The 22,005-nt window shown below is 57.3% G+C and carries 26 protein-coding genes; 14 read left to right on the forward strand and 12 right to left on the reverse strand.

Going from position 1 to position 22,005, the window contains the following annotated elements; translation table 11 throughout:
• Positions 1 to 46: 46 nt before the first annotated feature.
• Both BFV65_RS17600 and ruvX read left to right on the forward strand, forming a co-directional pair.
• Positions 47 to 607 (forward strand): YqgE/AlgH family protein, encoded by a 561-nt coding sequence (locus BFV65_RS17600; protein WP_022649353.1) that lies wholly within the window; start codon positions 47 to 49, stop codon positions 605 to 607.
• Entirely contained in the window at positions 607 to 1,023 is a 417-nt protein-coding gene (gene ruvX / locus BFV65_RS17605; RefSeq protein WP_006811925.1) for a Holliday junction resolvase RuvX, read from the forward strand. The genes BFV65_RS17600 and ruvX overlap by 1 nt, the downstream gene beginning before the upstream one ends.
• Before the next feature lie 10 nt (positions 1,024 to 1,033).
• Here ruvX and BFV65_RS17610 read toward each other — a convergent pair whose 3' ends face one another.
• A complete protein-coding gene (locus tag BFV65_RS17610) occupies positions 1,034 to 2,014 on the reverse strand; it encodes a type IV pilus twitching motility protein PilT (RefSeq protein ID WP_022649354.1) in 981 nt (326 codons plus the stop codon).
• A 17-nt stretch (positions 2,015 to 2,031) separates the two neighbouring features.
• On the opposite strand from BFV65_RS17610, the gene BFV65_RS17615 reads away from it, so the two are divergent.
• From BFV65_RS17615 to BFV65_RS17640, 6 genes are read left to right on the forward strand one after another with little or no spacing between them, the layout of a single operon-like run.
• A complete protein-coding gene (locus BFV65_RS17615; RefSeq protein WP_069596943.1) occupies positions 2,032 to 2,733 on the forward strand; it encodes a YggS family pyridoxal phosphate-dependent enzyme in 702 nt (233 codons plus the stop codon).
• Positions 2,734 to 2,754: 21 nt separating this feature from the next.
• Positions 2,755 to 3,321 carry a YggT family protein gene (locus tag BFV65_RS17620; RefSeq protein ID WP_003860024.1) on the forward strand — a complete coding sequence of 189 codons (567 nt, stop codon included), beginning with the start codon at positions 2,755 to 2,757 and terminating at the stop codon, positions 3,319 to 3,321.
• Entirely contained in the window at positions 3,318 to 3,614 is a 297-nt protein-coding gene (gene yggU, locus BFV65_RS17625; RefSeq protein ID WP_022649356.1) for a DUF167 family protein YggU, read from the forward strand. Before BFV65_RS17620 ends, yggU begins: the two co-directional genes overlap by 4 nt.
• 3 nt (positions 3,615 to 3,617) lie before the next feature.
• Entirely contained in the window at positions 3,618 to 4,211 is a 594-nt protein-coding gene (locus BFV65_RS17630; protein ID WP_022649357.1) for an XTP/dITP diphosphatase, read from the forward strand.
• Entirely contained in the window at positions 4,204 to 5,352 is a 1,149-nt protein-coding gene (hemW, locus tag BFV65_RS17635; protein ID WP_038416710.1) for a radical SAM family heme chaperone HemW, read from the forward strand. The genes BFV65_RS17630 and hemW overlap by 8 nt, the downstream gene beginning before the upstream one ends.
• Positions 5,353 to 5,408: 56 nt before the next feature.
• A complete protein-coding gene (locus tag BFV65_RS17640) occupies positions 5,409 to 5,771 on the forward strand; it encodes an endonuclease domain-containing protein (protein ID WP_023306916.1) in 363 nt (120 codons plus the stop codon).
• Positions 5,772 to 5,838: 67 nt separating this feature from the next.
• Here the strand turns inward: BFV65_RS17640 and BFV65_RS17645 are convergent, their stop codons facing one another.
• From BFV65_RS17645 to trmB, 3 genes are read right to left on the reverse strand one after another with little or no spacing between them, the layout of a single operon-like run.
• Positions 5,839 to 6,555: a YggN family protein gene (locus BFV65_RS17645; protein ID WP_022649360.1), complete on the reverse strand. Its 717-nt coding sequence runs from the start codon at positions 6,553 to 6,555 to the stop codon at positions 5,839 to 5,841.
• Between the two features lie 57 nt (positions 6,556 to 6,612).
• Positions 6,613 to 6,939, reverse strand: a complete 327-nt coding sequence (locus BFV65_RS17650) for a YggL family protein (RefSeq protein WP_003862421.1) — start codon at positions 6,937 to 6,939, stop codon at positions 6,613 to 6,615.
• The gene (gene trmB / locus BFV65_RS17655) at positions 6,939 to 7,658 is read right to left on the reverse strand and encodes a tRNA (guanosine(46)-N7)-methyltransferase TrmB (protein ID WP_022649361.1); all 720 of its coding nucleotides are present in this window, start codon (positions 7,656 to 7,658) and stop codon (positions 6,939 to 6,941) included. Before trmB ends, BFV65_RS17650 begins: the two co-directional genes overlap by 1 nt.
• Positions 7,659 to 7,802: 144 nt before the next feature.
• On the opposite strand from trmB, the gene mutY reads away from it, so the two are divergent.
• The 4 genes from mutY to BFV65_RS17675 all read left to right on the forward strand — a co-directional run bounded on the left by mutY (position 7,803) and on the right by BFV65_RS17675 (position 11,904).
• The gene (gene mutY / locus BFV65_RS17660) at positions 7,803 to 8,855 is read left to right on the forward strand and encodes an A/G-specific adenine glycosylase (RefSeq protein WP_023306917.1); all 1,053 of its coding nucleotides are present in this window, start codon (positions 7,803 to 7,805) and stop codon (positions 8,853 to 8,855) included.
• Between the two features lie 26 nt (positions 8,856 to 8,881).
• Positions 8,882 to 9,154 carry an oxidative damage protection protein gene (locus BFV65_RS17665; RefSeq protein WP_003862425.1) on the forward strand — a complete coding sequence of 91 codons (273 nt, stop codon included), beginning with the start codon at positions 8,882 to 8,884 and terminating at the stop codon, positions 9,152 to 9,154.
• A 124-nt stretch (positions 9,155 to 9,278) separates the two neighbouring features.
• Positions 9,279 to 10,355, forward strand: coding sequence for a membrane-bound lytic murein transglycosylase MltC (gene mltC, locus BFV65_RS17670; RefSeq protein ID WP_032621902.1), 1,077 nt, complete (start codon positions 9,279 to 9,281; stop codon positions 10,353 to 10,355).
• Between the two features lie 292 nt (positions 10,356 to 10,647).
• Positions 10,648 to 11,904 (forward strand): nucleoside permease, encoded by a 1,257-nt coding sequence (locus BFV65_RS17675; RefSeq protein WP_069596944.1) that lies wholly within the window; start codon positions 10,648 to 10,650, stop codon positions 11,902 to 11,904.
• A gap of 81 nt (positions 11,905 to 11,985) precedes the next feature.
• Here the strand turns inward: BFV65_RS17675 and citG are convergent, their stop codons facing one another.
• The 8 genes from citG to BFV65_RS17715 are packed head-to-tail and all read right to left on the reverse strand — an operon-like array spanning position 11,986 to position 19,297.
• The gene (gene citG, locus BFV65_RS17680) at positions 11,986 to 12,789 is read right to left on the reverse strand and encodes a triphosphoribosyl-dephospho-CoA synthase CitG (protein ID WP_069596945.1); all 804 of its coding nucleotides are present in this window, start codon (positions 12,787 to 12,789) and stop codon (positions 11,986 to 11,988) included.
• Positions 12,767 to 13,306, reverse strand: a complete 540-nt coding sequence (gene citX / locus BFV65_RS17685) for a citrate lyase holo-[acyl-carrier protein] synthase (RefSeq protein ID WP_022649366.1) — start codon at positions 13,304 to 13,306, stop codon at positions 12,767 to 12,769. Before citX ends, citG begins: the two co-directional genes overlap by 23 nt.
• A 2-nt stretch (positions 13,307 to 13,308) precedes the next feature.
• Positions 13,309 to 14,826, reverse strand: a complete 1,518-nt coding sequence (citF, locus tag BFV65_RS17690) for a citrate lyase subunit alpha (RefSeq protein ID WP_045308348.1) — start codon at positions 14,824 to 14,826, stop codon at positions 13,309 to 13,311.
• A gap of 10 nt (positions 14,827 to 14,836) precedes the next feature.
• A complete protein-coding gene (citE, locus tag BFV65_RS17695; protein ID WP_032626185.1) occupies positions 14,837 to 15,712 on the reverse strand; it encodes a citrate (pro-3S)-lyase subunit beta in 876 nt (291 codons plus the stop codon).
• Complete coding sequence (gene citD / locus BFV65_RS17700) at positions 15,709 to 16,002, reverse strand: citrate lyase acyl carrier protein (RefSeq protein ID WP_017382935.1); 294 nt, start codon at positions 16,000 to 16,002, stop codon at positions 15,709 to 15,711. Before citD ends, citE begins: the two co-directional genes overlap by 4 nt.
• A gap of 16 nt (positions 16,003 to 16,018) precedes the next feature.
• Positions 16,019 to 17,041 (reverse strand): [citrate (pro-3S)-lyase] ligase, encoded by a 1,023-nt coding sequence (gene citC, locus BFV65_RS17705; RefSeq protein WP_069596946.1) that lies wholly within the window; start codon positions 17,039 to 17,041, stop codon positions 16,019 to 16,021.
• Between the two features lie 13 nt (positions 17,042 to 17,054).
• The gene (locus BFV65_RS17710) at positions 17,055 to 17,918 is read right to left on the reverse strand and encodes a fumarylacetoacetate hydrolase family protein (protein ID WP_069596947.1); all 864 of its coding nucleotides are present in this window, start codon (positions 17,916 to 17,918) and stop codon (positions 17,055 to 17,057) included.
• Between the two features lie 17 nt (positions 17,919 to 17,935).
• Positions 17,936 to 19,297, reverse strand: coding sequence for a 2-hydroxycarboxylate transporter family protein (locus BFV65_RS17715; protein ID WP_022649371.1), 1,362 nt, complete (start codon positions 19,295 to 19,297; stop codon positions 17,936 to 17,938).
• Between the two features lie 345 nt (positions 19,298 to 19,642).
• Here BFV65_RS17715 and BFV65_RS17720 point away from each other — a divergent pair, with 345 nt between their 5' ends.
• Positions 19,643 to 21,280 (forward strand): ATP-binding protein, encoded by a 1,638-nt coding sequence (locus tag BFV65_RS17720; RefSeq protein WP_022649372.1) that lies wholly within the window; start codon positions 19,643 to 19,645, stop codon positions 21,278 to 21,280.
• Positions 21,270 to 21,962, forward strand: coding sequence for a response regulator (locus BFV65_RS17725; RefSeq protein ID WP_022649373.1), 693 nt, complete (start codon positions 21,270 to 21,272; stop codon positions 21,960 to 21,962). Before BFV65_RS17720 ends, BFV65_RS17725 begins: the two co-directional genes overlap by 11 nt.
• The last annotated feature ends 43 nt before the right edge of the window (positions 21,963 to 22,005 follow it).

The raw sequence follows: 22,005 nt of genomic DNA on the forward strand, positions 1-22,005 counted from the left end.
TACTGGGCGCTGTCGCTTTTTAAACCAGGAAACAGTACCTCTGACAATGAATTTACAGCATCACTTTCTTATTGCCATGCCTGCTCTCCAGGATCCGATTTTCCGCCGCGCCGTGGTCTATATTTGCGAATACAACGAAGACGGCGCAATGGGGATTATCATCAATAAGCCGCTGGAAAACCTTCAGGTCGAAGGCATTCTGGACAAGCTGAAAATCCCTGCTGAAGCGCGGCTGCCGGAAATCCGTCTTGATAAACCGGTGATGCTCGGCGGACCGCTTGCAGAAGATCGTGGCTTTATCCTGCATACCCCGCCGGTTTTCTCGTCCAGCATTCGTATCTCCGATAACACCGTCGTCACCACCTCTCGCGATGTGCTCGAAACACTGGGCACGGCAAATCAGCCTTCTGAGGTGCTGGTTGCGCTCGGCTACGCTTCCTGGGAAAAAGGGCAGCTGGAACAAGAAATTCTGGACAACGCCTGGCTGACGGCCCCTGCGGATATGAATATCCTGTTTAAAACCCCTATCGCCGATCGCTGGCGTGACGCGGCAAAACTGATTGGCATTGATATTCTGACCATGCCTGGCGTTGCGGGGCACGCGTAATGAGCGGCACCCTTCTCGCCTTTGACTTCGGCACCAAAAGCATCGGCGTCGCTGTGGGTCAACGGATCACCGGCACCGCCCGCCCGCTCACAGCGCTGAAAGCTAACGACGGCACGCCGGACTGGAACCTTATTGAGCGCTTGCTCAAAGAGTGGCAGCCGGACGACGTGATTGTCGGTCTGCCGCTGAACATGGACGGCACCGAGCAGCCGCTTACCGCCCGCGCACGCAAGTTCGCGAACAAAATCCATGGCCGCTTTGGCGTCTCCGTTAAGCTGCACGATGAACGTTTGAGCACCGTCGAGGCACGCGCTGGCCTGTTCGAGCACGGTGGCTTCCGGGCGTTGAACAAAGGCAGCGTGGATTCAGCTTCAGCCGTCATTATCCTCGAAAGCTATTTCGAACAGGGTTACTGAGCGCCGGGGCCTACAGCCGCCCCTGCGCCCGTCGCTCCGCCAGACTCTGCTCAAAGTTCTGCATCCCCGCCTGCTGCCCCGTTTGAATAATGCCCGGCAGTTGCCAGGTTTTGCCTTCGCGGATCAGGTTTGCCGCCGCCGACGTATTCACCAGTAGCTCATACAGCGCCACGCGCCCGCCCTGGACATCCTGACGCAGCTTCTGCGCCAGTACCGCACGCAGGCTTCCCGCCAGCTGATTACGAACCGGATCTTTCTCCTGCGCCGGGAAGGTATCGACCAGGCGCTCGATCGCCTGCGCCGCGCCGCGCGTGTGCAGCGTGGCCAACACCAGATGGCCAGTCTCAGCCGCCGTCAGCGCCAGGCGTATCGTCTCGCTGTCGCGCAGCTCACCAAGCAGAATCACATCCGGATCTTCACGCAGCGCACTGCGCAGGGCCTCGGCAAAGGACGGGCTATGCTGGCCTATCTCCCGCTGCCGGATGAGGCAACGTTCACTCTGGTACATAAACTCCACCGGATCTTCCAGGGTCAGAATGTGCCCGTCCGTATGGTGATTGAGAAAATCGACCATCGCGGCCAGGGTGGTCGATTTCCCGCTGCCGGTGGCGCCGGTGACCAGAATCAGGCCATTGTCATTGGACAAAAGCTCCGGGATCGCGCGCGGCACGCCTAGCGCAGAGAGCTGCGGACACGTCAGCGGCAACAGGCGTAGCGCGATCGAAACGCCGTGCATATGCTTAAACGCACTGCCGCGCAGCCGCTGACCGCCTGTGAGGGTAACGGCAAAATCTACCTGCCCGTTTGCCCACCAGGCACCCTGCTGCTCGTCGTTGAGCCACGCTTTTAATAACGCCTCCACATCGGGGGGCGGAAACGGCGCAGGTTCAAGACGGCCTGACCTGCGCCAGCGCGGTGGTGAATCACTGCACAGGTGTAGATCGGAGACGTTATGCTTTACACTAAGGGCCACAATTTCTTCCACATCCATAGACAACTCCTCGGAAAATGAACGACATTGCGCATAACCTGGCACAGGTCCGGGACAAAATCTCAGCCGCGGCAACGCGTTGCGGCCGTGCTTCAGAAGAAATTACGTTGCTTGCAGTCAGCAAAACCAAGCCTGCGAGCGCCATCGCAGAAGCGATAGCCGCCGGTCATCGTGCCTTTGGTGAAAACTATGTGCAGGAAGGCGTAGATAAGATTCGCGCTTTCCGGGAGCGGGAAAATACAGACCTGCAGTGGCACTTTATCGGTCCGCTACAGTCGAACAAAAGCCGTCTGGTAGCAGAGCACTTCGACTGGTGTCACACCATCGATCGTCTGCGTATCGCTACCCGTTTGAGCGACCAGCGCCCTATGGAGATGCCAGCGCTTAACGTGCTGATTCAAATCAACATCAGTGATGAAAACAGCAAGTCCGGCATTACGCTGAGCGAACTGGATGCGCTGGCGACGGACGTGGCGGCGCTGCCGCGCTTAACCCTGCGCGGACTGATGGCCATTCCGGCACCAGAGTCAAGTTATGAAAGGCAGTTTGCCGTAGCACAGCAAATGGCTGTAGCATTTGAGGCGCTTAAAGCGCGCTATGACACGGTAGACACGCTTTCTCTGGGCATGTCGGACGATATGGAAGCCGCCATCGCGGCAGGCAGCACCATGGTGCGCATCGGCACAGCAATTTTCGGTGCGCGCGATTACACCCAATAATAAGGAAACCTGAGGAACGCCATGAAGACGTTGACTTTCCTGCTTTCAACGGTCATTGAACTGTATACGATGGCGCTGCTACTGCGCGTCTGGATGCAGTGGGCCCGTTGTGATTTTTACAATCCATTCTCACAATTTATCGTGAAAATCACGCAGCCCATTGTGGGGCCGCTTCGCCGCATCATTCCGGCAATGGGGCCGATTGACAGTTCATCTCTGCTGATGGCGTTTATTCTGAGCGTTATCAAAGCGATCGTGCTGTTTATGGTCATCACTTTCCAGCCGATTATCTGGATTTCAGCCGTTCTGATCCTGGTTAAAACCGTCGGCTCGCTGATCTTCTGGGTCCTGCTGGTGATGGCGATTATGAGCTGGGTAAGCCGGGGCCGTAGCCCGGTGGAGTACGCGTTGATTCAGCTGACTGAACCATTGCTGCGTCCGATCCGTAGCCTGCTGCCTGCGATGGGCGGAATCGACTTCTCCCCGATGCTTCTCGTTTTGCTGCTGTACGTGCTGAATATGGGTATCGCGGAACTGTTACAGGCGACGGGTAATATGCTGCTGCCGGGGCTGTGGATGGCGTTATGAGTGCAGTTAGCCCCTGCGCCGACGGGCTGGTTTTACGGCTGTACATTCAGCCGAAAGCCAGCCGCGACAGCATTGTTGGGCTGCATGGCGACGAGCTAAAAGTCGCCATCACTGCCCCGCCCGTTGACGGCCAGGCGAATGCGCATCTGACTAAATATCTGGCAAAACAGTTTCGCGTCGCTAAAAGCCAGGTCATCATTGAGAAAGGTGAACTTGGCCGGCATAAACAGGTAAAAATCCTTAACCCGCAATCTATCCCGACGGAAGTCGCGGCTCTGACAAAACAGGACTAAACCATGCAGAAAGTTGTTCTCGCCACCGGTAACGCCGGTAAAGTGCGCGAGCTGGCCTCGCTATTACATGATTTTGGGCTGGACGTGGTGGCTCAGACCGAGCTGGGCGTGGACTCCGCCGAAGAAACCGGCCTGACGTTTATCGAAAACGCCATTCTGAAAGCGCGCCATGCGGCGCAGATCACCGGGCTGCCCGCGATTGCCGATGACTCCGGTCTGGCCGTGGATTTTCTGGGCGGTGCGCCGGGGATTTACTCCGCCCGCTATTCCGGGGTGGACGCCACCGACCAGCAGAACCTGGAAAAGCTGCTTGTGGCCCTGAACGACGTCCCTGACGAACAGCGTACCGCGCAGTTCCACTGCGTGCTGGTCTACATGCGTCACGCGGAAGATCCCACGCCGATTGTCTGTCACGGCAGCTGGCCGGGCGTGATCACCCGTGAAGCGGCGGGCAACGGCGGCTTTGGTTACGACCCGATTTTCTTTGTCCCGACCGAGGGCAAAACCGCTGCGGAACTCACCCGCGAAGAGAAAAGCGCGATCTCCCACCGTGGACGCGCCCTGAAACTGTTACTGGAAGCACTGCGTAATGGCTAATTTGCCACCTCTGAGTCTTTATATTCACATCCCATGGTGCGTGCAGAAATGCCCGTACTGCGATTTCAACTCGCACGCGCTGAAGGGCGAAGTGCCGCACGATGATTACGTCGCGCATCTGCTGGCCGATCTGGATGCCGATGTACCGTACGCACAGGGACGTGAAGTGAAGACCATTTTTATTGGTGGCGGTACGCCGAGCCTGCTTTCAGGCCCGGCGATGCAGACGCTGCTGGACGGTGTGCGCGCACGCCTGAACCTGGCAGCGGATGCTGAAATTACGATGGAAGCCAACCCGGGCACCGTTGAGGCCGACCGTTTTGTCGAGTATCAGCGCGCGGGCGTGAACCGTATCTCCATCGGCGTGCAGAGCTTTAGCGAGCCAAAGCTGAAGCGTCTGGGGCGCATTCACGGCCCGGAAGAGGCAAAGCGCGCGGCAAACCTGGCAACGGGGCTTGGGCTGCGCAGTTTTAACCTTGATTTGATGCACGGCCTGCCGGATCAGTCCCTCGAAGAAGCGCTGGACGATTTGCGTCAGGCAATTGAACTGAACCCGCCGCATCTGTCGTGGTATCAGTTGACCATTGAACCGAACACCCTGTTTGGTTCCCGTCCTCCGGTGCTGCCGGACGATGACGCGCTGTGGGATATCTTCGAGCAGGGCCACCAGCTTTTGACCGCGGCGGGGTATCAGCAATACGAAACCTCGGCGTATGCGAAGCCGGGCTATCAGTGTCAGCACAACCTGAACTACTGGCGCTTTGGTGATTATCTGGGGATTGGCTGCGGGGCACACGGCAAAGTGACCTTCCCGGACGGGCGCATTCTGCGCACTGCAAAAACGCGTCATCCGCGCGGGTTTATGGAAGGCCGCTACCTGGAGCGTCAGCATGACGTCGAGGCGGTGGATAAGCCGTTTGAGTTCTTTATGAACCGCTTCCGTCTGCTGGAAGCCGCACCGCGCGCGGAGTTTGCGCTCTACACCGGGTTGTCAGAGTCGGTGATTCGTCCGCAGATTGACGAGGCGTTGGCGCAGGGGTATCTGACCGAGTGTAATGAGTACTGGCAGATCACCGAGCACGGTAAGCTGTTCCTAAACTCCCTTCTTGAGCTGTTCCTCGCTGAAAATCCTGAAGGCTGATTCAGGATTTTACATCCCGTTCTGCTGGTTGAGGGAAAGGCTGGCAGAGTGTGGGGATGGAAATTACTCGTTCTTATGCAAAACAGCTCAGACGTGAGCTGACAAAAGAAGAAAGGCGGCTTTGGTATCTACTGCGCAGCCGCCGTTTCGAAAATTATAAATTTCGTCGACAGCATCCGGTAGGTAATTACATTCTGGATTTCGCCTGCTGCGCGGCTCGTCTGGCTGTTGAGCTGGATGGCGGGCAACATGATGAGAATCAGGAATACGATCGTCAAAGGACGCTCTGGCTAAATCGAAAGGGCTGGTACGTCATTCGTTTCTGGAACAACGAACTCTGGGATAACGAAGAGGTGGTGTTAGAAAAGATCCTTGAAACACTGCAAATGCTGCAACCCTCACCCCGGCCCTCTCCCTGAAAGGGAGAGGGAGCAAACCATCCCCTCGCCCCTTTGGGGAGAGGGTTAGGGTGAGGGGTGAAGTAAATTACTTCAGCGTCCCCACCAGCGCCTTCCGGCTGTCTTCCAGGGACACCACGCGTTTACACACGTCTTTGCCGAACTGCTGGAAATCGGCTTCCTGATTCTTCCACTCGTTCTGAATCGAGGTTTGCAGTCCGCCCAGGCTACCCAGTACACCCTGCAACGGATTACCGCCGCCTTTCAGCACCGCTTTGGCGCCCATCTCGTTGATACTGTCCTGGAGAATGCCGCCCATCGCCTGGTTCACCAGCTGCTGACCGTCGGCTCGCACCTGATCGATCGCCTTATAGTGGAACGTCAGGCCATCAGAGCGCGTCTCAATAATGCGGTTCATCTGTTCTTTCAGCTGTTTATCCAGCTTCGTCAGGCGGGTGCGCATATTGCTGCTCTCCCCCACCTCTTTGGTGATGATTTTATCCAGCGCCACGCGGCCCTTCTCAACGCGGGTCAGCGCGCCATCGTTTATCCATGGCAGCGCGGTACGCAACTCGGCCTGGTAGTCCATCGCCTGCTCGCGCTGGGCGGCCGTCAGGTTTTGCTGTTTGCCGTTAAACGTCACGTTGCCATCCGGCGTGATCACCAGATTGCCATTCTCGCCCTTAACCTGCACGGTTTGCGGGCTTAATACCACGTCGTCACGCGGGGTGACGCTACATTTATACTCCGCATGGGCGGTGGTTCCGATTGCCAGTAAAGCAACCGCCAGCAACGTTTTACGCATCTTCAACACTCCCTCAGACAAAATGGGCCAGCTAATGCTGGCCCCGTTCTTGCTTTATTAGTCCCACCAAACGTCGAAAAGTTCGCTGACGCGGACATCTTCCAGTTTGTGGTCTTCAAGCCATTTGCGTACCAGCGCCTGATGTTCTTCGGTGCATTTCCCCACTTCCTGGGTGCAAATCAGACCTTCCCACGCCAGATAGCCGCTACCGTCGAAGGCCAGCTTGTTGGGTTCGATCACCTCGTTGATGAACGCATCAACGTCCTGATCGATCTGCTCAACGCTGGTGCCTTCCGGGAAACGCCAGGCAACGGAGAAACCCACTTCCTGGAATTCTTCGATGTGCATCTTTTTACGCAGACGACGGCTACGATTCTTTGCCATTATTTCACCCTCTCGAACATTAAGTCCCATACGCCGTGACCAAGACGATGGCCACGCTGTTCAAATTTTGTCACCGGACGTGAATCCGGACGCGGTACGTAGTCGTTGCTTTCAGACTGGTTTTTATACCCGTCCAGCGACGACATCACTTCCAGCATGTGTTCCGCATAAGGTTCCCAGTCGGTCGCCATGTGGAAGACGCCGCCCAGCTTAAGCTTACTTTTCACCAGCTCGGCAAACGGCGCCTGAACGATACGGCGTTTATTATGACGCGCTTTGTGCCACGGGTCAGGGAAAAAGAGCTGAACCATGTTCAAAGAATTGTCAGGAATCATTTTATGCAGCACTTCCACCGCGTCGTGACACATAACGCGCAGGTTCTCAACGCCCTCTTCATGGGCCGTTGCCAGACACGCACCGACGCCTGGCGAGTGCACTTCAATACCGAGGAAGTTCTGCTCCGGTCGCGCTTTCGCCATAGTGACCAGCGAGGTGCCCATGCCAAAACCGATCTCCAGCGTCACTGGCGCATCGCGACCAAACAGCTCGGTAAAGTCGAGCGGCTGCTCGCTGAACTCAACGCCCATCACCGGCCAGTAGTTGTCCAGCGCGTGTTGCTGCCCTTTTGTCAGGCGGCCCTGACGGCGGACAAAGCTGCGAATACGGCGCAGCGGGCGACCGTTTTCATCAAATTCCGGTGAAATGACGTCGTTTTTCATAAAAGAGTTGTCTGCTTGTGAGAGTGTACGGGAAACGGGCATTATCCAAAGTTAAGGCTTCTATGCAAGCATGGGAAAGATCCGGTTTACAGCAGATTGACGCTGTGCTGCAATCTGCCTCCCTGATTAAGCGAATCGATGACCATGCAAGCCTCTCAATTTTCAGCCCAGGTGCTGGACTGGTACGACAAATACGGGCGAAAAACCCTGCCCTGGCAAATTGAAAAAACGCCTTACAAAGTATGGCTCTCCGAGGTGATGTTGCAACAAACGCAGGTCGCGACGGTCATTCCTTACTTCGAGCGTTTTATGGCGCGCTTCCCGACAATCACCGATCTGGCCAACGCGCCGTTAGACGAGGTACTGCACCTGTGGACAGGCCTCGGCTATTACGCCCGCGCGCGCAACCTGCACAAAGCCGCACAGCAGGTCGCCACCCGCCACAACGGTAAATTCCCGGAGACCTTTGACGAGGTGGCGGATTTGCCCGGCGTCGGGCGTTCAACCGCAGGCGCAATCCTTTCCCTGTCTTTAGGCAAGCATTTCCCTATTCTCGACGGCAACGTCAAGCGCGTGCTGGCACGCTGCTACGCCGTAGAAGGCTGGCCGGGCAAGAAAGAGGTTGAGAAGCGCCTGTGGGAGATCAGTGAAGCGGTCACTCCGGCGAAAGGGGTGGAGCGTTTTAACCAGGCGATGATGGATCTGGGCGCGATGGTCTGCACCCGTTCAAAACCGAAGTGCGAACTCTGCCCGGTAAATAACCTCTGCGTGGCCTATGCGAACCACTCCTGGGCGCAGTATCCGGGGAAAAAACCGAAGCAGACGCTGCCTGAACGCACCGGGTACATGCTGCTGATGCAGCATGGCGACGAGGTGTTTCTCGCCCAGCGCCCGCCGAGTGGCCTGTGGGGTGGTCTATACTGCTTCCCACAGTTTGAGGATGAAGCTTCGCTTCGGGCATGGCTTGAACAGCGCGGCATTGCGGCCGATACCCTGACGCAACTCAACGCGTTCCGTCATACCTTCAGCCATTTCCATCTGGATATTGTGCCTATGTGGCTTCCCGTGTCCTCATTCACCTCCTGCATGGATGAAGGCACCGCTCTCTGGTATAACTTAGCGCAACCGCCATCAGTCGGGCTGGCGGCTCCCGTGGAGCGCCTGTTACAGCAATTACGTGTCGGTGCAATGGTTTAGTATCGGCAAGACAAAGAGGAATGAGTATGGCCAGAACCATTTTTTGTACTTTCCTGCAGCGCGACGCTGAAGGCCAGGATTTCCAGCTCTACCCGGGCGACCTGGGTAAACGCATTTACAACGAGATCTCCAAAGAAGCCTGGGGACAGTGGCAGAAAAAACAGACCATGCTGATCAACGAGAAAAAGCTCAGCATGATGAACCCGGAACACCGCAAGCTGCTGGAGCAGGAGATGGTGAACTTCCTGTTCGAGGGTAAAGACGTCCACATCGAAGGCTATACGCCACCGGAAAAATAATACTCTGCGGCTGCTGCCCGGCGGCGCTGCGCTTGCACGGGCCTACGGTTATGTAGGCCGGGTAAGCGCAGCGCCACCCGGCAACAGCAACCTCAAAGCAAACACAACACGCACTCCCGGAATGATGAAAAAACTATTAGCGCTAGCACTTGTTGCGCCGTTGCTTGTGTCTTGTTCTTCCAAAAAGGGCGATAGCTATAACGAAGCCTGGGTTAAGGACACCAACGGTTTTGACATTTTGATGGGGCAGTTTGCCCATAACATCGAGAACATATGGGGATTTAACGAAGTTCTTATTGCCGGACCGAAGGACTACGTTAAGTATACCGACGCCTATCAGACCCGTAGCCACATCAACTTCGATGACGGTACGATTACGATTGAAACCATCGCGGGGACTGAACCTGCGGCGCATTTACGTCAGGCCATCATCAAAACCCTGCTGATGGGCGACGATCCGGGATCTATCGATCTCTACTCTGATGCCGATGACATCACTATCTCCAAAGAGCCATTCCTGTATGGGCAGGTCGTTGACCAGACCGGTCAGCCGATTCGCTGGGAAGGTCGCGCGACGAACTTCGCAGACTATTTGCTGCAAACGCGCCTGAAAAGCCGCACCAATGGCCTGAAGGTGATCTATAGCGTTACGATAAACCTGGTGCCGAACCACCTCGACAAGCGTGCGCATAAGTATCTGGGCATGGTGCGTCAGGCGTCGCGTAAGTATGGCGTGGATGAGTCGCTGATCCTGGCGATTATGCAGACCGAATCCTCGTTCAACCCGTATGCGGTGAGCCGTTCCGACGCGCTGGGGCTGATGCAGGTTGTGCAGCACAGCGCCGGTAAAGACGTGTTCCGCGCGCAGGGGAAATCCGGTACGCCGAGCCGCAGCTACCTGTTTGACCCGCAAAGCAACATTGATACCGGTACCGCATATCTGGCGATGCTGAACAATGTTTATCTCGGCGGGATTGATAACCCGACTTCACGTCGCTATGCGGTGATCACCGCCTACAACGGCGGCGCGGGCAGCGTCCTGCGCGTCTTCTCGAACGATAAAGTTCAGGCCGCGAACATCATCAACAGCATGGCGCCGGGGGATGTCTACTCAACCCTCACCACTCGCCACCCGTCTGCGGAATCCCGCCGCTATCTGTATAAGGTGAATACGGCGCAGAAGAACTATCGTCGTCGCTAGAAACCACCCCCCCCCCTCACCCTGCCCTCTCCCCAAAGGGGAGAGGGTGTTCAAGTTCCCTCTCCCCTTTGGGGAGAGGGTTAGGGTGAGGGGGCATCAGACCGCACCCATCTCATCCCACCCATACAAAAATGCTATTTGCATCACAATCCAAACTGCAAATTAATGTGGATTGCATTTTTTTGCGGGAGGTAACAAAACATATCGTTGCCAACTGATAGAATTGCATCAAATAACAACCCTGAATGTTCCTATAACAACATATCTCCCGCTCACTTGTGAGGAAAGTAACATGAACCTTAAGCTGCAGCTTAAAATCTTGTCGTTTCTGCAGTTCTGCCTGTGGGGTAGCTGGCTGACTACACTCGGCTCCTATATGTTTGTGACGCTCAAGTTCGATGGTGCGTCAATCGGTGCCGTCTACAGCTCGCTGGGTATTGCGGCTGTTTTCATGCCAACGCTGCTCGGTATCGTGGCGGATAAATGGTTAAGTGCGAAATGGCTGTATATGCTTTGCCATCTGGTGGGTGCGGGGACGCTGTTTATGGCGGCCGAAGTGACCACGCCGGGGGCGATGTTTATGGTGATCCTGCTTAACTCGCTGGCGTATATGCCAACGCTTGGCCTGATCAACACCATCTCCTACTACCGCCTGAAATCTGCCGGTCTGGATATCGTCACCGACTTCCCGCCAATCCGTATCTGGGGCACCATCGGCTTTATCATGGCAATGTGGGGCGTGAGCTTCGCGGGCTTCGAGCTGAGCCACATGCAGCTGTATATTGGTGCCGCGCTCTCCGTGCTGCTGGCGCTGTTCACCCTGACGCTGCCCACCATTCCGGTTTCTAACCAGCAGAAAAACCAGAGCTGGAGCACCATGCTTGGCCTGGACGCCTTCGCCCTGTTCAAAAACAAGCGCATGGCGATCTTCTTTATTTTCTCCATGCTGCTGGGTGCGGAACTGCAAATCACCAACATGTTCGGTAATACCTTCCTGCACAGCTTCGATAAAGATCCGCTGTTTGCCGGGAGCTTTATCGTTGAACACGCGTCGGTGATGATGTCCATCTCGCAGATCTCTGAGACGCTGTTCATCCTGACCATCCCGTTCTTCCTGAGCCGCTACGGCATCAAGAACGTCATGCTGATCAGTATCGCTGCCTGGATGTTGCGCTTCGGTCTGTTCGCCTACGGCGACCCAAGCGCGTTCGGTACCGTGCTGCTGGTTCTGTCGATGATTGTTTACGGCTGCGCCTTCGACTTCTTCAACATCTCCGGCTCGGTGTTTGTAGAAAAAGAGGTGAAACCTGAAATTCGCGCCAGCGCGCAGGGCATGTTCCTGATGATGACCAACGGCTTCGGCTGTATTCTGGGCGGCGTGGTGAGCGGTAAAGTGGTTGAGATGTATACCACCAACGGCATCACCAACTGGCAGCCAGTGTGGCTGATCTTCGCCGGGTACTCATTGGTGCTGTTCTTCGCGTTCATCGTGCTGTTCAAGTACAAGCACGTACGCGAACCACACGGTGCGCAGCCGATCGCGCATTGATTGTTGTGCCCGGTGGCGGCTTCGCCTTACCGGGCCTACAAACCGCAAACCGTAGGCCGGGTAAGCGTTAGCGCCACCCGGCTATTTTATTCCAGACAGCACCCACCCCACCGACAGCAAATCCGCGCTGCCGCCCGGACTCAGGTTTCGTTCAATCAACGCGTTATCCATCCTAAGTAACGCATCCTGATCCCAGCCGTTCGCCAGCAGCTCCTGTGCATAATCCTGGACGTAGCGCAGCCCTTCAGTGCCGCCGCGCGAAACGAGATTACTGTCCTGGTTGATGGCCATCAGGCGCAATAACAGGTCATGAAGGGTGTTTCCCTTCCACTGAGCCAGCGCCTTACGCACCGTGCTGAAGCCGCTTTCTGCCTCACCGCGCGCGCCGGTTAAACCGTACTGCTGAAACTGTCGCTCTCCCGCCGTTGCCTGCCCGCTGCGCCCGCCCAGTTCCCGCGCCACCAGCCCACGACAGATGTTACTTACCTCACAACAGAGGCTATCCGCAGAGATATTTTTTACACGTCCGGCGGCGAAGCAGAGCAAACCAAGGGCAAAAATCCCGCCCTTGTGCGTGTTCACCCCGCCCGTGGCGGCGTACATTGCCTGCTCACAGGCCATTCCCATCGGGCGGATAATCCGCAACTGCTGATCGGCAGGTTTGGCCGCATGTGCTTCACCCAGTTCCGCAAAACGGGCAAACCACGGCGTAATCGCCGCAATGCTGCGGAGGAATAAGGTATGGTCCATATCGCGATGGGAGCCGTTATTGAGCCTGTCCACCAGCCCCGGTTTGGGGGTCAGCTCCAGCTCCTGCCACAGCGCCTCTGCGGCAAGCGCAGGAACATCAACCGGGCGCGGTTTAGTCGCGAGCAAACCAGTCATCTATCATCTTCTCCACGCGGGAAACCACCTGCTCAACGGGATGGTGCCGAGAACGGGAACAGGCGTGGGCAGGCTCGTCGCAAATCAGACAGCGCCTGAGGTGTGAACCCAACGACTGACGGCCAACGTGGCCATTTTCAGGGCAGATCACATCCAGATCCCACAGTCTGCCGAGCGGGTGCGTCTGCTCCAGTTCAGCACAGTGCGCTTTAATTTCCGCCGCCGGATGCGCGACGCACCACAGCGCTTCAGGTCCGGTGGGTAGCCAGAGCACCTGGCGGTCCAGCACCTGCCAGCGGTTTTCCCACAGCAGCTGGTCACACATCTGTAACGCCACGCCCATGGTGTTGCGATAGCGCAGGCTGTCTTTAATTTGCCCGGGCGTGACCAGCGTTAGGGAGATCACCGGTTGTTGATGGTGCGTAAGCCAGTCAGCCTGACGGGCTGCGCGGCGCTCTTTCGCCGCCAGCAGCGCGTCCAGGCTGACACCCGTCCGCACAGGTGTCGCAATAGTCATATTCACTCCTTTACCTGTCGAACGGTGTCGATCACGCTGCCGTCGCGGTAGCGGATCACCCCGACAATTTTGTCGGTGAACTCAATCGGTTTCGGTACGCCGGTCAGGGAAATCGCCCGCTCATAGAGCGCGTTGATATCTACAACCTTCAGGCCTGCTTCCATGAGTCGTTCGCGGATCTCCGGGCGCGCCGGGTTGACCGCAATACCGTGGTCGGTGACCAGCACGTCAATGCTCTCCCCCGGCGTGAGGCGCGTGGTAACGCGCTTCACAACGGTCGGGATGCGGCTTCGCAGCAGCGGCGCGACCACAATGGTCAGGTTGGCTGCCGACGCCACGTCGCAGTGCCCGCCGGATGCGCCGCGCATCACGCCGTCGGATCCGGTGATGACGTTGACGTTAAAATCGACGTCGATTTCCAGCGCACTGAGGATCACCACGTCGAGCTGGTCGCAGCTTGCCGCCTTGCTGCCGGGGTTGGCGTAGACGTTGGTGGAGATCTCCACGTGGTTCGGGTTGCGCGCCAGCGAGGCCGCCGCCTGGCCGTCAAAGCACTGGGTGTCGAGCAGCTTTTCGATGAGCCCCTTCTCGTGCAAATCCACCAGGCTGCCGGTGATACCGCCAAGGGCGAAGCGCGCCTTCACGCCGCTGCGCTCCATCTTCTCTTCCATAAAGCGGGTGCAGGCGGTCGCCGCCGCGCCGGAGCCGGTCTGCATCGAGAAGCCCGGTTTAAAGTAACCAGAGTGTTCAATCACGTCCGCCGCATAGCGGGCAATCATCAGCTCGCGCGGGTTGCTGGTGACGCGCGCCGCACCGACGCTGATTTTCGCCGGGTCGCCCACGCTCTCCACCTGCACGATGTAGTCCACCTGATCCTGCACCAGGCTGGCGGGCATATTCGGGAACGGCACCAGTTCTTCGGTCAGCAGCACCACCTTACGGGCAAAGTGTGCGTCCACCATGGCGTAGCCCAGCGAACCGCAACACGATTTGCCCTGCGTGCCGTTGGCGTTGCCAAACTCATCGCTGCACGGCACGCCAAGAAATGCCACGTCGATATTCAGCTCGCCATCCTGGAGCAGCTTCACGCGCCCGCCGTGGGAGTGAATTTGTACCGGCTCGTCCATCAGCCCGTGGGAGATGGCCTCCGCCAGCCTGCCGCGCATACCGGAGGTGTAAATTCGGGCGATCACGCCGCTTTGAATATGCTCGATCAGCGCGTCGTTGCAGGTCATCAGCGAGCTGGAGGCCAGGGTCAAATTTTTAAAACCCATCCGCGCCAGCAGCGCCACAACGGTGTTGATCACCCGGTCGCCTTCGCGAAAGGCATGGTGGAAAGAGATGGTCATCCCGTCCTGCAAGCCGCTGCGCATGACGGCTTCTTCGAGGGAGGCGCAAAGCTTACGGTTGTGTTTCGCCTCGCTGTCCGCCAGCCACGGCGTCGCGCTGTGGGCGGTATCAAAGGGCTTCAGATCCCGCAGATGGGGGAAATTCACATGGAGAAGTTCTGTCTGATTCATTATGTCATCCTTACCGACGCACGCCGGAGGCCGCCGCGCGCTCCAGCACCACCTGCGCGTGGTTAATAATCGGTGCATCCACCATTTTGCCGTTGAGCGAGACCACGCCCAGGCCGTTACGCTCGCCCTCTTCTGCCGCCTCAATCACCCGTTTGGCGTGCTCCACCTCTTCCCGTGTCGGGGCGTAGGCGTTGTGCAGCAGGTCAATCTGGCGCGGGTTAATCAGCGATTTGCCGTTAAAGCCCATCTTGCGGATCAGATCGACCTCGCGCAGGAACCCGGCTTCGTCGTTAACGTCTGACCACACCACGTCGAAGGCGTCGATGCCTGCCGCGCGGGCGGCGTGCAGCACGGCGCAGCGGGCGTAGAACAGCTCGGTGCCGTCGCCGCGCTCGGTCTGCATGTCCATTACGTAGTCAAAGGCGGCCAGCGCGATGCCGATAAGTCGCGGGGAGCTGCGGGCAATCGCCACGGCGTTGATGACGCCAATGGCCGATTCAATCGCCGCCATCACGCGGGTGGAACCCACTTCACGCCCGCACTCCTGCTCAATGCGCTCGAGGTGGCCTTCCAGCTCGTAGATATCGTCCGGGGTGTCGGTTTTTGGCAGGCGAATCACGTCTACGCCCGCGCGCACGGCGGCCTCCAGATCCAGCAGGCCAAACGGCGTGCTCAGCGGGTTAATACGCACCACGGTTTCGATATCCTGATACATCGGGTGCTGCAACGCGTGGAACACCAGCATGCGTGCGGTGTCTTTCTCGCGCAGGGCCACGGCGTCCTCAAGGTCAAACATGATGGAGTCGGGGCGGTAGATAAAGGCGGTGGAGAGCATGGCGGCATTGGCGCCCGGCAGGAACAGCATACTGCGGCGGAGTTTGCTCATTTCAGCGCCCCCCAGTTGATGGCCTGTTCATCGGCGGCACGCAGAAGCGCGCTTTGCAGGCGGGCGCGGATCACACAGTCCAGCGCCCCTTTGTCTTCAATAATGATTAATCCCTGGTGCACGTTCATGGCGCGCAATGTGTCGTTGACCACCTGGCGTATTTGCTCGCCAAACTGCTTAATCACTTCACTGTGGATGACAATCTCCAGCTCACCGTGAGCGGGGGCGATTTTCACCATCAGGTCGCTGGACTCCTGCGTTCCGGCCAGCGCCTCCCTTACAATATTCATGATAAATTCCTGATAGTTATGCGACTTCCGCACTCGCACGATAATGTGCTTCGAGGTGCGCGAAGGTGGAGTCCGGGACAATCTCCCGGATCCGGGAAAACTGCTGTGTCTTGAGTAAACGGCGCACTTCCGAGGCCGAAATGGCGTTGCCGGTGGCTTTGATGCGCGGCATTTCCACCACGTCGATGTGCGAGGCCAGCAGATCGTGCAGCGTCTGGTTGTACTGGCGGGTGATATCGCAGAACGGTTCCGAACCAATAAAACGGTGCGTGATGCCCAGCGCCGGGGCGATAAAGTCCCGGAAGATCAGCACGTCGATCTCGCTCCACGCCTGCTGCACTTTGCCGGTCTCCTTCAGGAAGTAGGCCGGAAACGTGGCGCGGGAGATGATGTACTGCGAGCCTTCATGCACCACCACGTTCGACAGATGCGCCACGCCCGCGCGCACCATCTCAATGCGCGCGCTGAACGGGAAGAACGAGGCGTCTTCACGCACCACGAACAGATGCAGAGCATCGCACTGCGCCGCCGCCTGCTCCACCAGATGACGGTGACCGAGGGTGAATGGGTTGGCGTTCATCACGATGGCACCAATCTTCTCCCCACACTTGCGGCTAGCGCGCAGGGATCGGCAGTAGCGCACGATCCCTTGCGGAGTGTTCTCCATTAGCACCGCGTTGTTCCCGCTCTGGGCAACCGGCCAGAAACCGCTGCGGCCAAAGCGTTCCTTATTGCAAGGACGGGTGCAGAGGAAGAGGTGAAAATGGCCGCGCTCCAGCGCCGCATTTTCCACCTCTGCCAGCAGACGCGCGCTGAAGTTTTCCCCACGAAGCTGCTCGTTGACCGCCACGCACTTGATGACGTTGGCAGCAAGTCCGGCGCAACCCACCAGCTGCGCGCCGGACCAGGCTTCAACAAACAGCGTGATGTCGTTGTCCAGGCCAAGGCCGCTGTCTGCCAGCAGGTATCGGATCTGGCTTAAGCGTTCCGGGTGTTTCGCCACAACGGTGTGGCGAAAATCAATGGGTTGCGATTGCATGCTGCCGCCTTACTCAGTGCGCTGCCGCGAGCCCGACGGCTGGCGCTTCCACGATCACGTTGCTCAGATGACCGATATGTTCGATCTCCACCTCAATGCGATCCCCCTCCTTCATAAACAGTGGCGGGTTGCGCTTTTTACCCACCCCGCCAGGCGAGCCGGTGATGATCACGTCGCCCGGGCTGAGACGGGTGAAGGTGCTGATGTACTCGATCAGCTCCGCCACCTTGTGGATCATGCTGCTGGTGTTGTCCTCCTGCACCATGCGGCCGTTCAGCCAGGTGCGGATCGCCAGGCTGTGCGGGTCCGGGATCTCATCCGCCGTCGCCATCCACGGGCCGAACGCCCCGGTCTGCCGCCAGTTTTTCCCGGCGGTGAACCAGGTGTGCTGCCAGTCGCGGGCGGAGCCGTCCATGTAGCAGCTGTAGCCCGCCACATGACGCAGGGCGTCGTCGCGGCTGATGTTCTCCCCGCCTTTGCCGATGATCACCGCCAGCTCGCCTTCGTAGTCGAACTCGCTGGAGTGGCGCGGCTTCAGCACCGGCTCGTTGTGGCCGGTCTGTGAATCCGGGAAGCGGACAAACAGGGTCGGGGCCGGGTTATGCTGATCAAACTCCTTGCGCTTGTCGGCATAGTTCATGCCCACGCAGAGAATTTTTTCCGGCTGGACAATCACCGGTAAGAAGGTGATGGCGTTCAGCGGTACATCCACCGCGTCGTTCAGAAAAAGGGTGGCCTGCGCCAGCCCGTTCCCCTGCAACAGCGCTTTAAGGTCGCCATAGCGGTCGCCCAGGCGGCGGCCTAAATCAATCACGCCCTCGGCCTGAACGATGCCGTAGCTGCGTTTACCCTGGTATAAAAAGCTTGCGAGTTTCATTGTTCTTTCCTGAAAACTTAAACGAGGAAGTTGCCCAGAATCAGCAGTGAGACAGAGACGTTAATCGCCCCGCCGATACGGGTAGCAATCTGGGCGAATGGCATCAGGCTCATGCGGTTGCCTGCGGTCAGGATCGCCACGTCACCGGTACCACCCTGCCCGCTCTGACAGCAGGAGACGATGGCGACATCAATCGGGTGCATACCAATCTTTTTGCCAACGAAGAATCCGGTTGCCACCAGCGCGGAAACGGTGCTGATAATCACCAGCAGGTTGCTGACGGTGAACGCCGCCACCAGTTCATGCCATGGGGTAATCGCCACGCCAACGGCGAATAGAATCGGGTAGGTCACGGAGGTCTGGAAGAATTTGTACACCACCTGAGAACCCTCCAGCAGACGCGGAGAGGCGCCATTGCAGAGCTTCACCAGCACCGCCATAAACAGCATACCGACCGGCGCTGGCAGACCAATCAGCTTGTGGCCGAGCATGCCCAGCATGTACAGCAGCACCGCCAGCAGCGCGCCGGAGGCGATGGTGGTCACATCCGCTTTGCCGGAGAACGCGGGTTGAGAGACGGTGGCATCGGCGTTGGCGCGGTTAGGCATCAGCTGGCCTTCACCGGTCAGGTGCGGGTAGCGTTTCCCGAGCTGGTTGAGGCAACCGGAGATGATGATCGCCGTCAGGCCGCCGAGCATTACCATCGGCAGCACGCGGCCGAGCGCCACGCCCTGATCCATGTGCAGCAGGGTGGCATAGCCGATAGAGAGCGGGATCGCCCCTTCCCCGACGCCGCCCGCCATGATCGGCAGAATGATAAAGAAGAAGATCTGGAACGGCTCGAGGCCCAGCGCCAGCCCAACGCCCATGCCGACAATCATGCCGACGATTTCACCGCACAGCATCGGGAAGAAGATGCGCAGGAAGCCCTGGATCAGCACGGTGCGGTTCATGCTCATGATGCTGCCGACAATAATGCAGCAGATATAGAGGTAGAGAATGTTGGTGGATTTATAGAATTTGGTCGTGGACTCGACCACCACGTCCGGCAGCAGGCCGTAATAGACCAACGCGGAAGGGATAAAGGTGGCGCAAATTGCCGCCGCGCCGAGCTTGCCGACAATCGGCAGGCGTTTGCCGAACTCGCCGCAGGCAAAGCCGAAGAAGGCCAGCGTGGCCACCATGACCACGATGTCGCTCGGCAGTTTTCCGCCCAGGCAATCTATCGCAATCAGCGCGCCCGCCAGAACGAACAGTGGCAGAGGAATAATGCCGATTTTCCAGGTATCCATAATATGCCACCAGCGCTCTTTGAGCGATGGCCGCTGAATATCAATCGGGTCGTGGGTAACAGAGAATGAATCGTCAGTTGTGCTCATAATAAGCCCCTTAGTTATTTTGTGCGTTCAGCTTAGAGTCACAAAGGCTTACTTTATGTGAGGAATGGCATATTAAAAGCGAAGTTTTAATGGCCGCTATGGTTTTAATGGTTTCTTTTATTTAATGTGATTTATGCCTTATTTATTGCCGTGGTTTTTATGGTTTCTTTTCTAAACTGAACAAAGAAATAACATTTATTCATTTAACCTTAAGAGGATGAGACTTTCGGAAAAATCTTTTACAGGCTGCGCTGTGCAAGGGATCACAAGTTTTCGGCAAAGCGGGCATCCTGGCCTTAAAAGATGATATATTCAGCCGACCTGTTGATATCTCGCGTGATAGTTATGAAAGTATCGTTTCAGATCAAGCTGTTTATTTCGCTGGTCGCCTTTTTCTCAGTGCTGTTCGCATTACTGGGCGGATATTATTATGTCGATGTCGGCAGGCAGCTTTATCAGGAAATGAGCGCGCGCGCAAAAATACAGGCAGAAGAAATTGCGCTTATTCCTTCTTTGCGAAAAGAAGTCGAACAAAAGGATATCCAGGGCATCCATGACTTTATGCAGAAAATAGCCGCCCGCAGCGACGCCAGTTTTATTGTGATTGGTGACAATAAAGGGCTGCATCTTTTCCATTCCGTGTTTGCCGACCGGGTAGGCAAAACGCTGGTTGGCGGAGACAACGACGAGGTATTACACGGCAAAAGCACCATCACCATCCGCAAGGGCGGGTTAGGCATTTCGCTGCGCAGCAAAGCGCCCATTTTTAATGATGCCGGGCAGGTGGTGGGGATTGTTTCGGTAGGCTATCTCACAAGCTATCTGGACACCATCACCGTCAGCAAGGTGGTTAATATCCTGATTGCCGCCGTGCTGCTGCTTATCGCCCTGTTTATTTTCTCCTGGTTCTTCACCCGCAGCATCAAGAAGCAGATATTCTCTCTGGAGCCGCGCGAAATCGGCCTGCTGGTGCGTCAGCAAAAGGCGATGATGGAATCCATTTATGAAGGGGTGATTGCCATCGACGACGATCTCCGCATTGAGGTGATTAACCAGGCGGCGCGTAAATTATTAGGCTTACGCCAGCCCGCCCGCGAACTGCGGGGTCAACTCATCAGCCAGGTGATCGCGCCCGTCCCGTTCTTTAACGCGCAAACCATGCTTGCGAAAGACACCCACGATGAGATCTGTCGCTTTAACGATCTCACGGTCATTGCCAGCCGGGTGCGGATCATGCTGGAAGATGCGTTGCAGGGTTGGGTGATCACCTTTCGCGATCGCAACGAGATCGACTCGCTCAGCGCCCAGCTCAGCCAGGTGAAGCGCTATGTTGATAACCTGCGCATCATGCGCCATGAACAGCTGAACCGCATGACCACGCTGTCCGGCCTGCTGCATATGGGCCGTTATGACGAGGCGATCCGCTACATACAGGCGCAGTCGGAACACGCTCAGGAGCTGCTGGACTTTATCTCGTCCCGCTTTAGCTCCCCGACGCTGTGCGGTTTGCTGCTTGGAAAGGCCGCCCGCGCGCGTGAAAAAGGCGTTGAGCTGAGCTTCGATCCGGCCTGCCGGGTGGACAAACCCTTCCTGCCGCTGCTCGAATCGGAACTAGTCTCGATCATCGGGAACTTGCTGGATAACGCCATCGAAGCGACCCAGCGCGCCCCGCTCCCGCATGCCCCGGTAGACGTCCTAATAAAGTTGAACGAGCAGGAACTGATTATTGAAGTCGCCGACCAGGGCGTCGGCATCACACCGGAGATCCGCGACCGGATCTTTGAGCGCGGCATCACTACCAAAACGCGCGGCGATCACGGTATTGGCCTGTATCTGATTGAAAGCTACGTCACGCAGGCTGGCGGTGCAATTGAAGTTGCCGATAACACCCCACGCGGTGCCATTTTCTCACTGTTTATTCCCGCCACGGGAACGGTCCGGCACCCCGTACAGGAACTGGAAGATACCGACTATGCAACATGAACTTATCGACGTACTGATTGTTGAAGACGAGAACGAACTGGCGCAACTGCACGCGGAGCTTATCGGTAAACATCCGCGCCTGAGGCTGGTGGGGATTGCCGCGTCACTGGCCGACGCGCAGGTACAACTGGAGAGCAAACAGCCGAAGCTGATGCTGCTGGATAACTATCTGCCGGACGGCAAAGGCATCACCCTTATCAGCAACCCGATGCTCACCCGCGCCAACTGCTCGGTGATTTTCATCACCGCCGCCAGCGATATGGACACCTGTAGCCAGGCCATTCGTAACGGCGCGTTCGACTACATCCTCAAGCCAGTTTCCTGGAAACGCCTGAGCCAGTCGCTGGAACGTTTTGTGCAGTTTGCCGAACAGCAGCGCGTCTGGAAGATTGTCGACCAGCAGAACGTGGATTCACTCTATCAGCTACAGGCGAAAAATTATCGACTGGACAACGGCAGCAAAGGGATAGAGGAGAACACGCTGGCGCGGGTGCAAACGCTGTTTAACAACAAGGCGGCGCACTGCTTTACGGTGGATGAGGTGGTGAGCGAGACGGGACTGAGTAAAACCACCACCCGGCGCTATCTGGAACACTGCGTGGAGGTGGGTTTTCTGACGGTGGAGATGCTGTACGGGAAGATTGGGCATCCGAGAAGGATGTACCGGCGTAGTGCGACTTAACTCCCCTCACCCCGGCCCTCTCCCCAAAGGGGCGAGGGTGAAA

It is taken from the genome of Enterobacter hormaechei subsp. hoffmannii (assembly GCF_001729745.1).
Lineage (GTDB): Bacteria > Pseudomonadota > Gammaproteobacteria > Enterobacterales > Enterobacteriaceae > Enterobacter > Enterobacter intestinihominis.

What these genes read in the sequence shown, in the direction of transcription:
- citD (WP_017382935.1), bottom strand. Translation starts at nt 16,002, where the DNA reads ATGAATATTGTAAGGGAGGCGCTGGCCGGAACGCAGGAGTCCAGCGAC.
- BFV65_RS17610 (WP_022649354.1), bottom strand. Translation starts at nt 2,014, where the DNA reads ATGGATGTGGAAGAAATTGTGGCCCTTAGTGTAAAGCATAACGTCTCC.
- BFV65_RS17665 (WP_003862425.1), top strand. Translation starts at nt 8,882, where the DNA reads ATGGCCAGAACCATTTTTTGTACTTTCCTGCAGCGCGACGCTGAAGGC.
- citG (WP_069596945.1), bottom strand. Translation starts at nt 12,789, where the DNA reads ATGACTGGTTTGCTCGCGACTAAACCGCGCCCGGTTGATGTTCCTGCG.
- BFV65_RS17630 (WP_022649357.1), top strand. Translation starts at nt 3,618, where the DNA reads ATGCAGAAAGTTGTTCTCGCCACCGGTAACGCCGGTAAAGTGCGCGAG.
- trmB (WP_022649361.1), bottom strand. Translation starts at nt 7,658, where the DNA reads ATGAAAAACGACGTCATTTCACCGGAATTTGATGAAAACGGTCGCCCG.
- citE (WP_032626185.1), bottom strand. Translation starts at nt 15,712, where the DNA reads ATGAGCAAACTCCGCCGCAGTATGCTGTTCCTGCCGGGCGCCAATGCC.
- BFV65_RS17720 (WP_022649372.1), top strand. Translation starts at nt 19,643, where the DNA reads ATGAAAGTATCGTTTCAGATCAAGCTGTTTATTTCGCTGGTCGCCTTT.
- mltC (WP_032621902.1), top strand. Translation starts at nt 9,279, where the DNA reads ATGAAAAAACTATTAGCGCTAGCACTTGTTGCGCCGTTGCTTGTGTCT.
- BFV65_RS17645 (WP_022649360.1), bottom strand. Translation starts at nt 6,555, where the DNA reads ATGCGTAAAACGTTGCTGGCGGTTGCTTTACTGGCAATCGGAACCACC.
- hemW (WP_038416710.1), top strand. Translation starts at nt 4,204, where the DNA reads ATGGCTAATTTGCCACCTCTGAGTCTTTATATTCACATCCCATGGTGC.
- BFV65_RS17650 (WP_003862421.1), bottom strand. Translation starts at nt 6,939, where the DNA reads ATGGCAAAGAATCGTAGCCGTCGTCTGCGTAAAAAGATGCACATCGAA.
- BFV65_RS17640 (WP_023306916.1), top strand. Translation starts at nt 5,409, where the DNA reads ATGGAAATTACTCGTTCTTATGCAAAACAGCTCAGACGTGAGCTGACA.
- ruvX (WP_006811925.1), top strand. Translation starts at nt 607, where the DNA reads ATGAGCGGCACCCTTCTCGCCTTTGACTTCGGCACCAAAAGCATCGGC.
- yggU (WP_022649356.1), top strand. Translation starts at nt 3,318, where the DNA reads ATGAGTGCAGTTAGCCCCTGCGCCGACGGGCTGGTTTTACGGCTGTAC.
- citF (WP_045308348.1), bottom strand. Translation starts at nt 14,826, where the DNA reads ATGAATCAGACAGAACTTCTCCATGTGAATTTCCCCCATCTGCGGGAT.
- BFV65_RS17725 (WP_022649373.1), top strand. Translation starts at nt 21,270, where the DNA reads ATGCAACATGAACTTATCGACGTACTGATTGTTGAAGACGAGAACGAA.
- citC (WP_069596946.1), bottom strand. Translation starts at nt 17,041, where the DNA reads ATGCAATCGCAACCCATTGATTTTCGCCACACCGTTGTGGCGAAACAC.
- BFV65_RS17710 (WP_069596947.1), bottom strand. Translation starts at nt 17,918, where the DNA reads ATGAAACTCGCAAGCTTTTTATACCAGGGTAAACGCAGCTACGGCATC.
- BFV65_RS17715 (WP_022649371.1), bottom strand. Translation starts at nt 19,297, where the DNA reads ATGAGCACAACTGACGATTCATTCTCTGTTACCCACGACCCGATTGAT.
- BFV65_RS17620 (WP_003860024.1), top strand. Translation starts at nt 2,755, where the DNA reads ATGAAGACGTTGACTTTCCTGCTTTCAACGGTCATTGAACTGTATACG.
- BFV65_RS17615 (WP_069596943.1), top strand. Translation starts at nt 2,032, where the DNA reads ATGAACGACATTGCGCATAACCTGGCACAGGTCCGGGACAAAATCTCA.
- BFV65_RS17600 (WP_022649353.1), top strand. Translation starts at nt 47, where the DNA reads ATGAATTTACAGCATCACTTTCTTATTGCCATGCCTGCTCTCCAGGAT.
- citX (WP_022649366.1), bottom strand. Translation starts at nt 13,306, where the DNA reads ATGACTATTGCGACACCTGTGCGGACGGGTGTCAGCCTGGACGCGCTG.
- mutY (WP_023306917.1), top strand. Translation starts at nt 7,803, where the DNA reads ATGCAAGCCTCTCAATTTTCAGCCCAGGTGCTGGACTGGTACGACAAA.
- BFV65_RS17675 (WP_069596944.1), top strand. Translation starts at nt 10,648, where the DNA reads ATGAACCTTAAGCTGCAGCTTAAAATCTTGTCGTTTCTGCAGTTCTGC.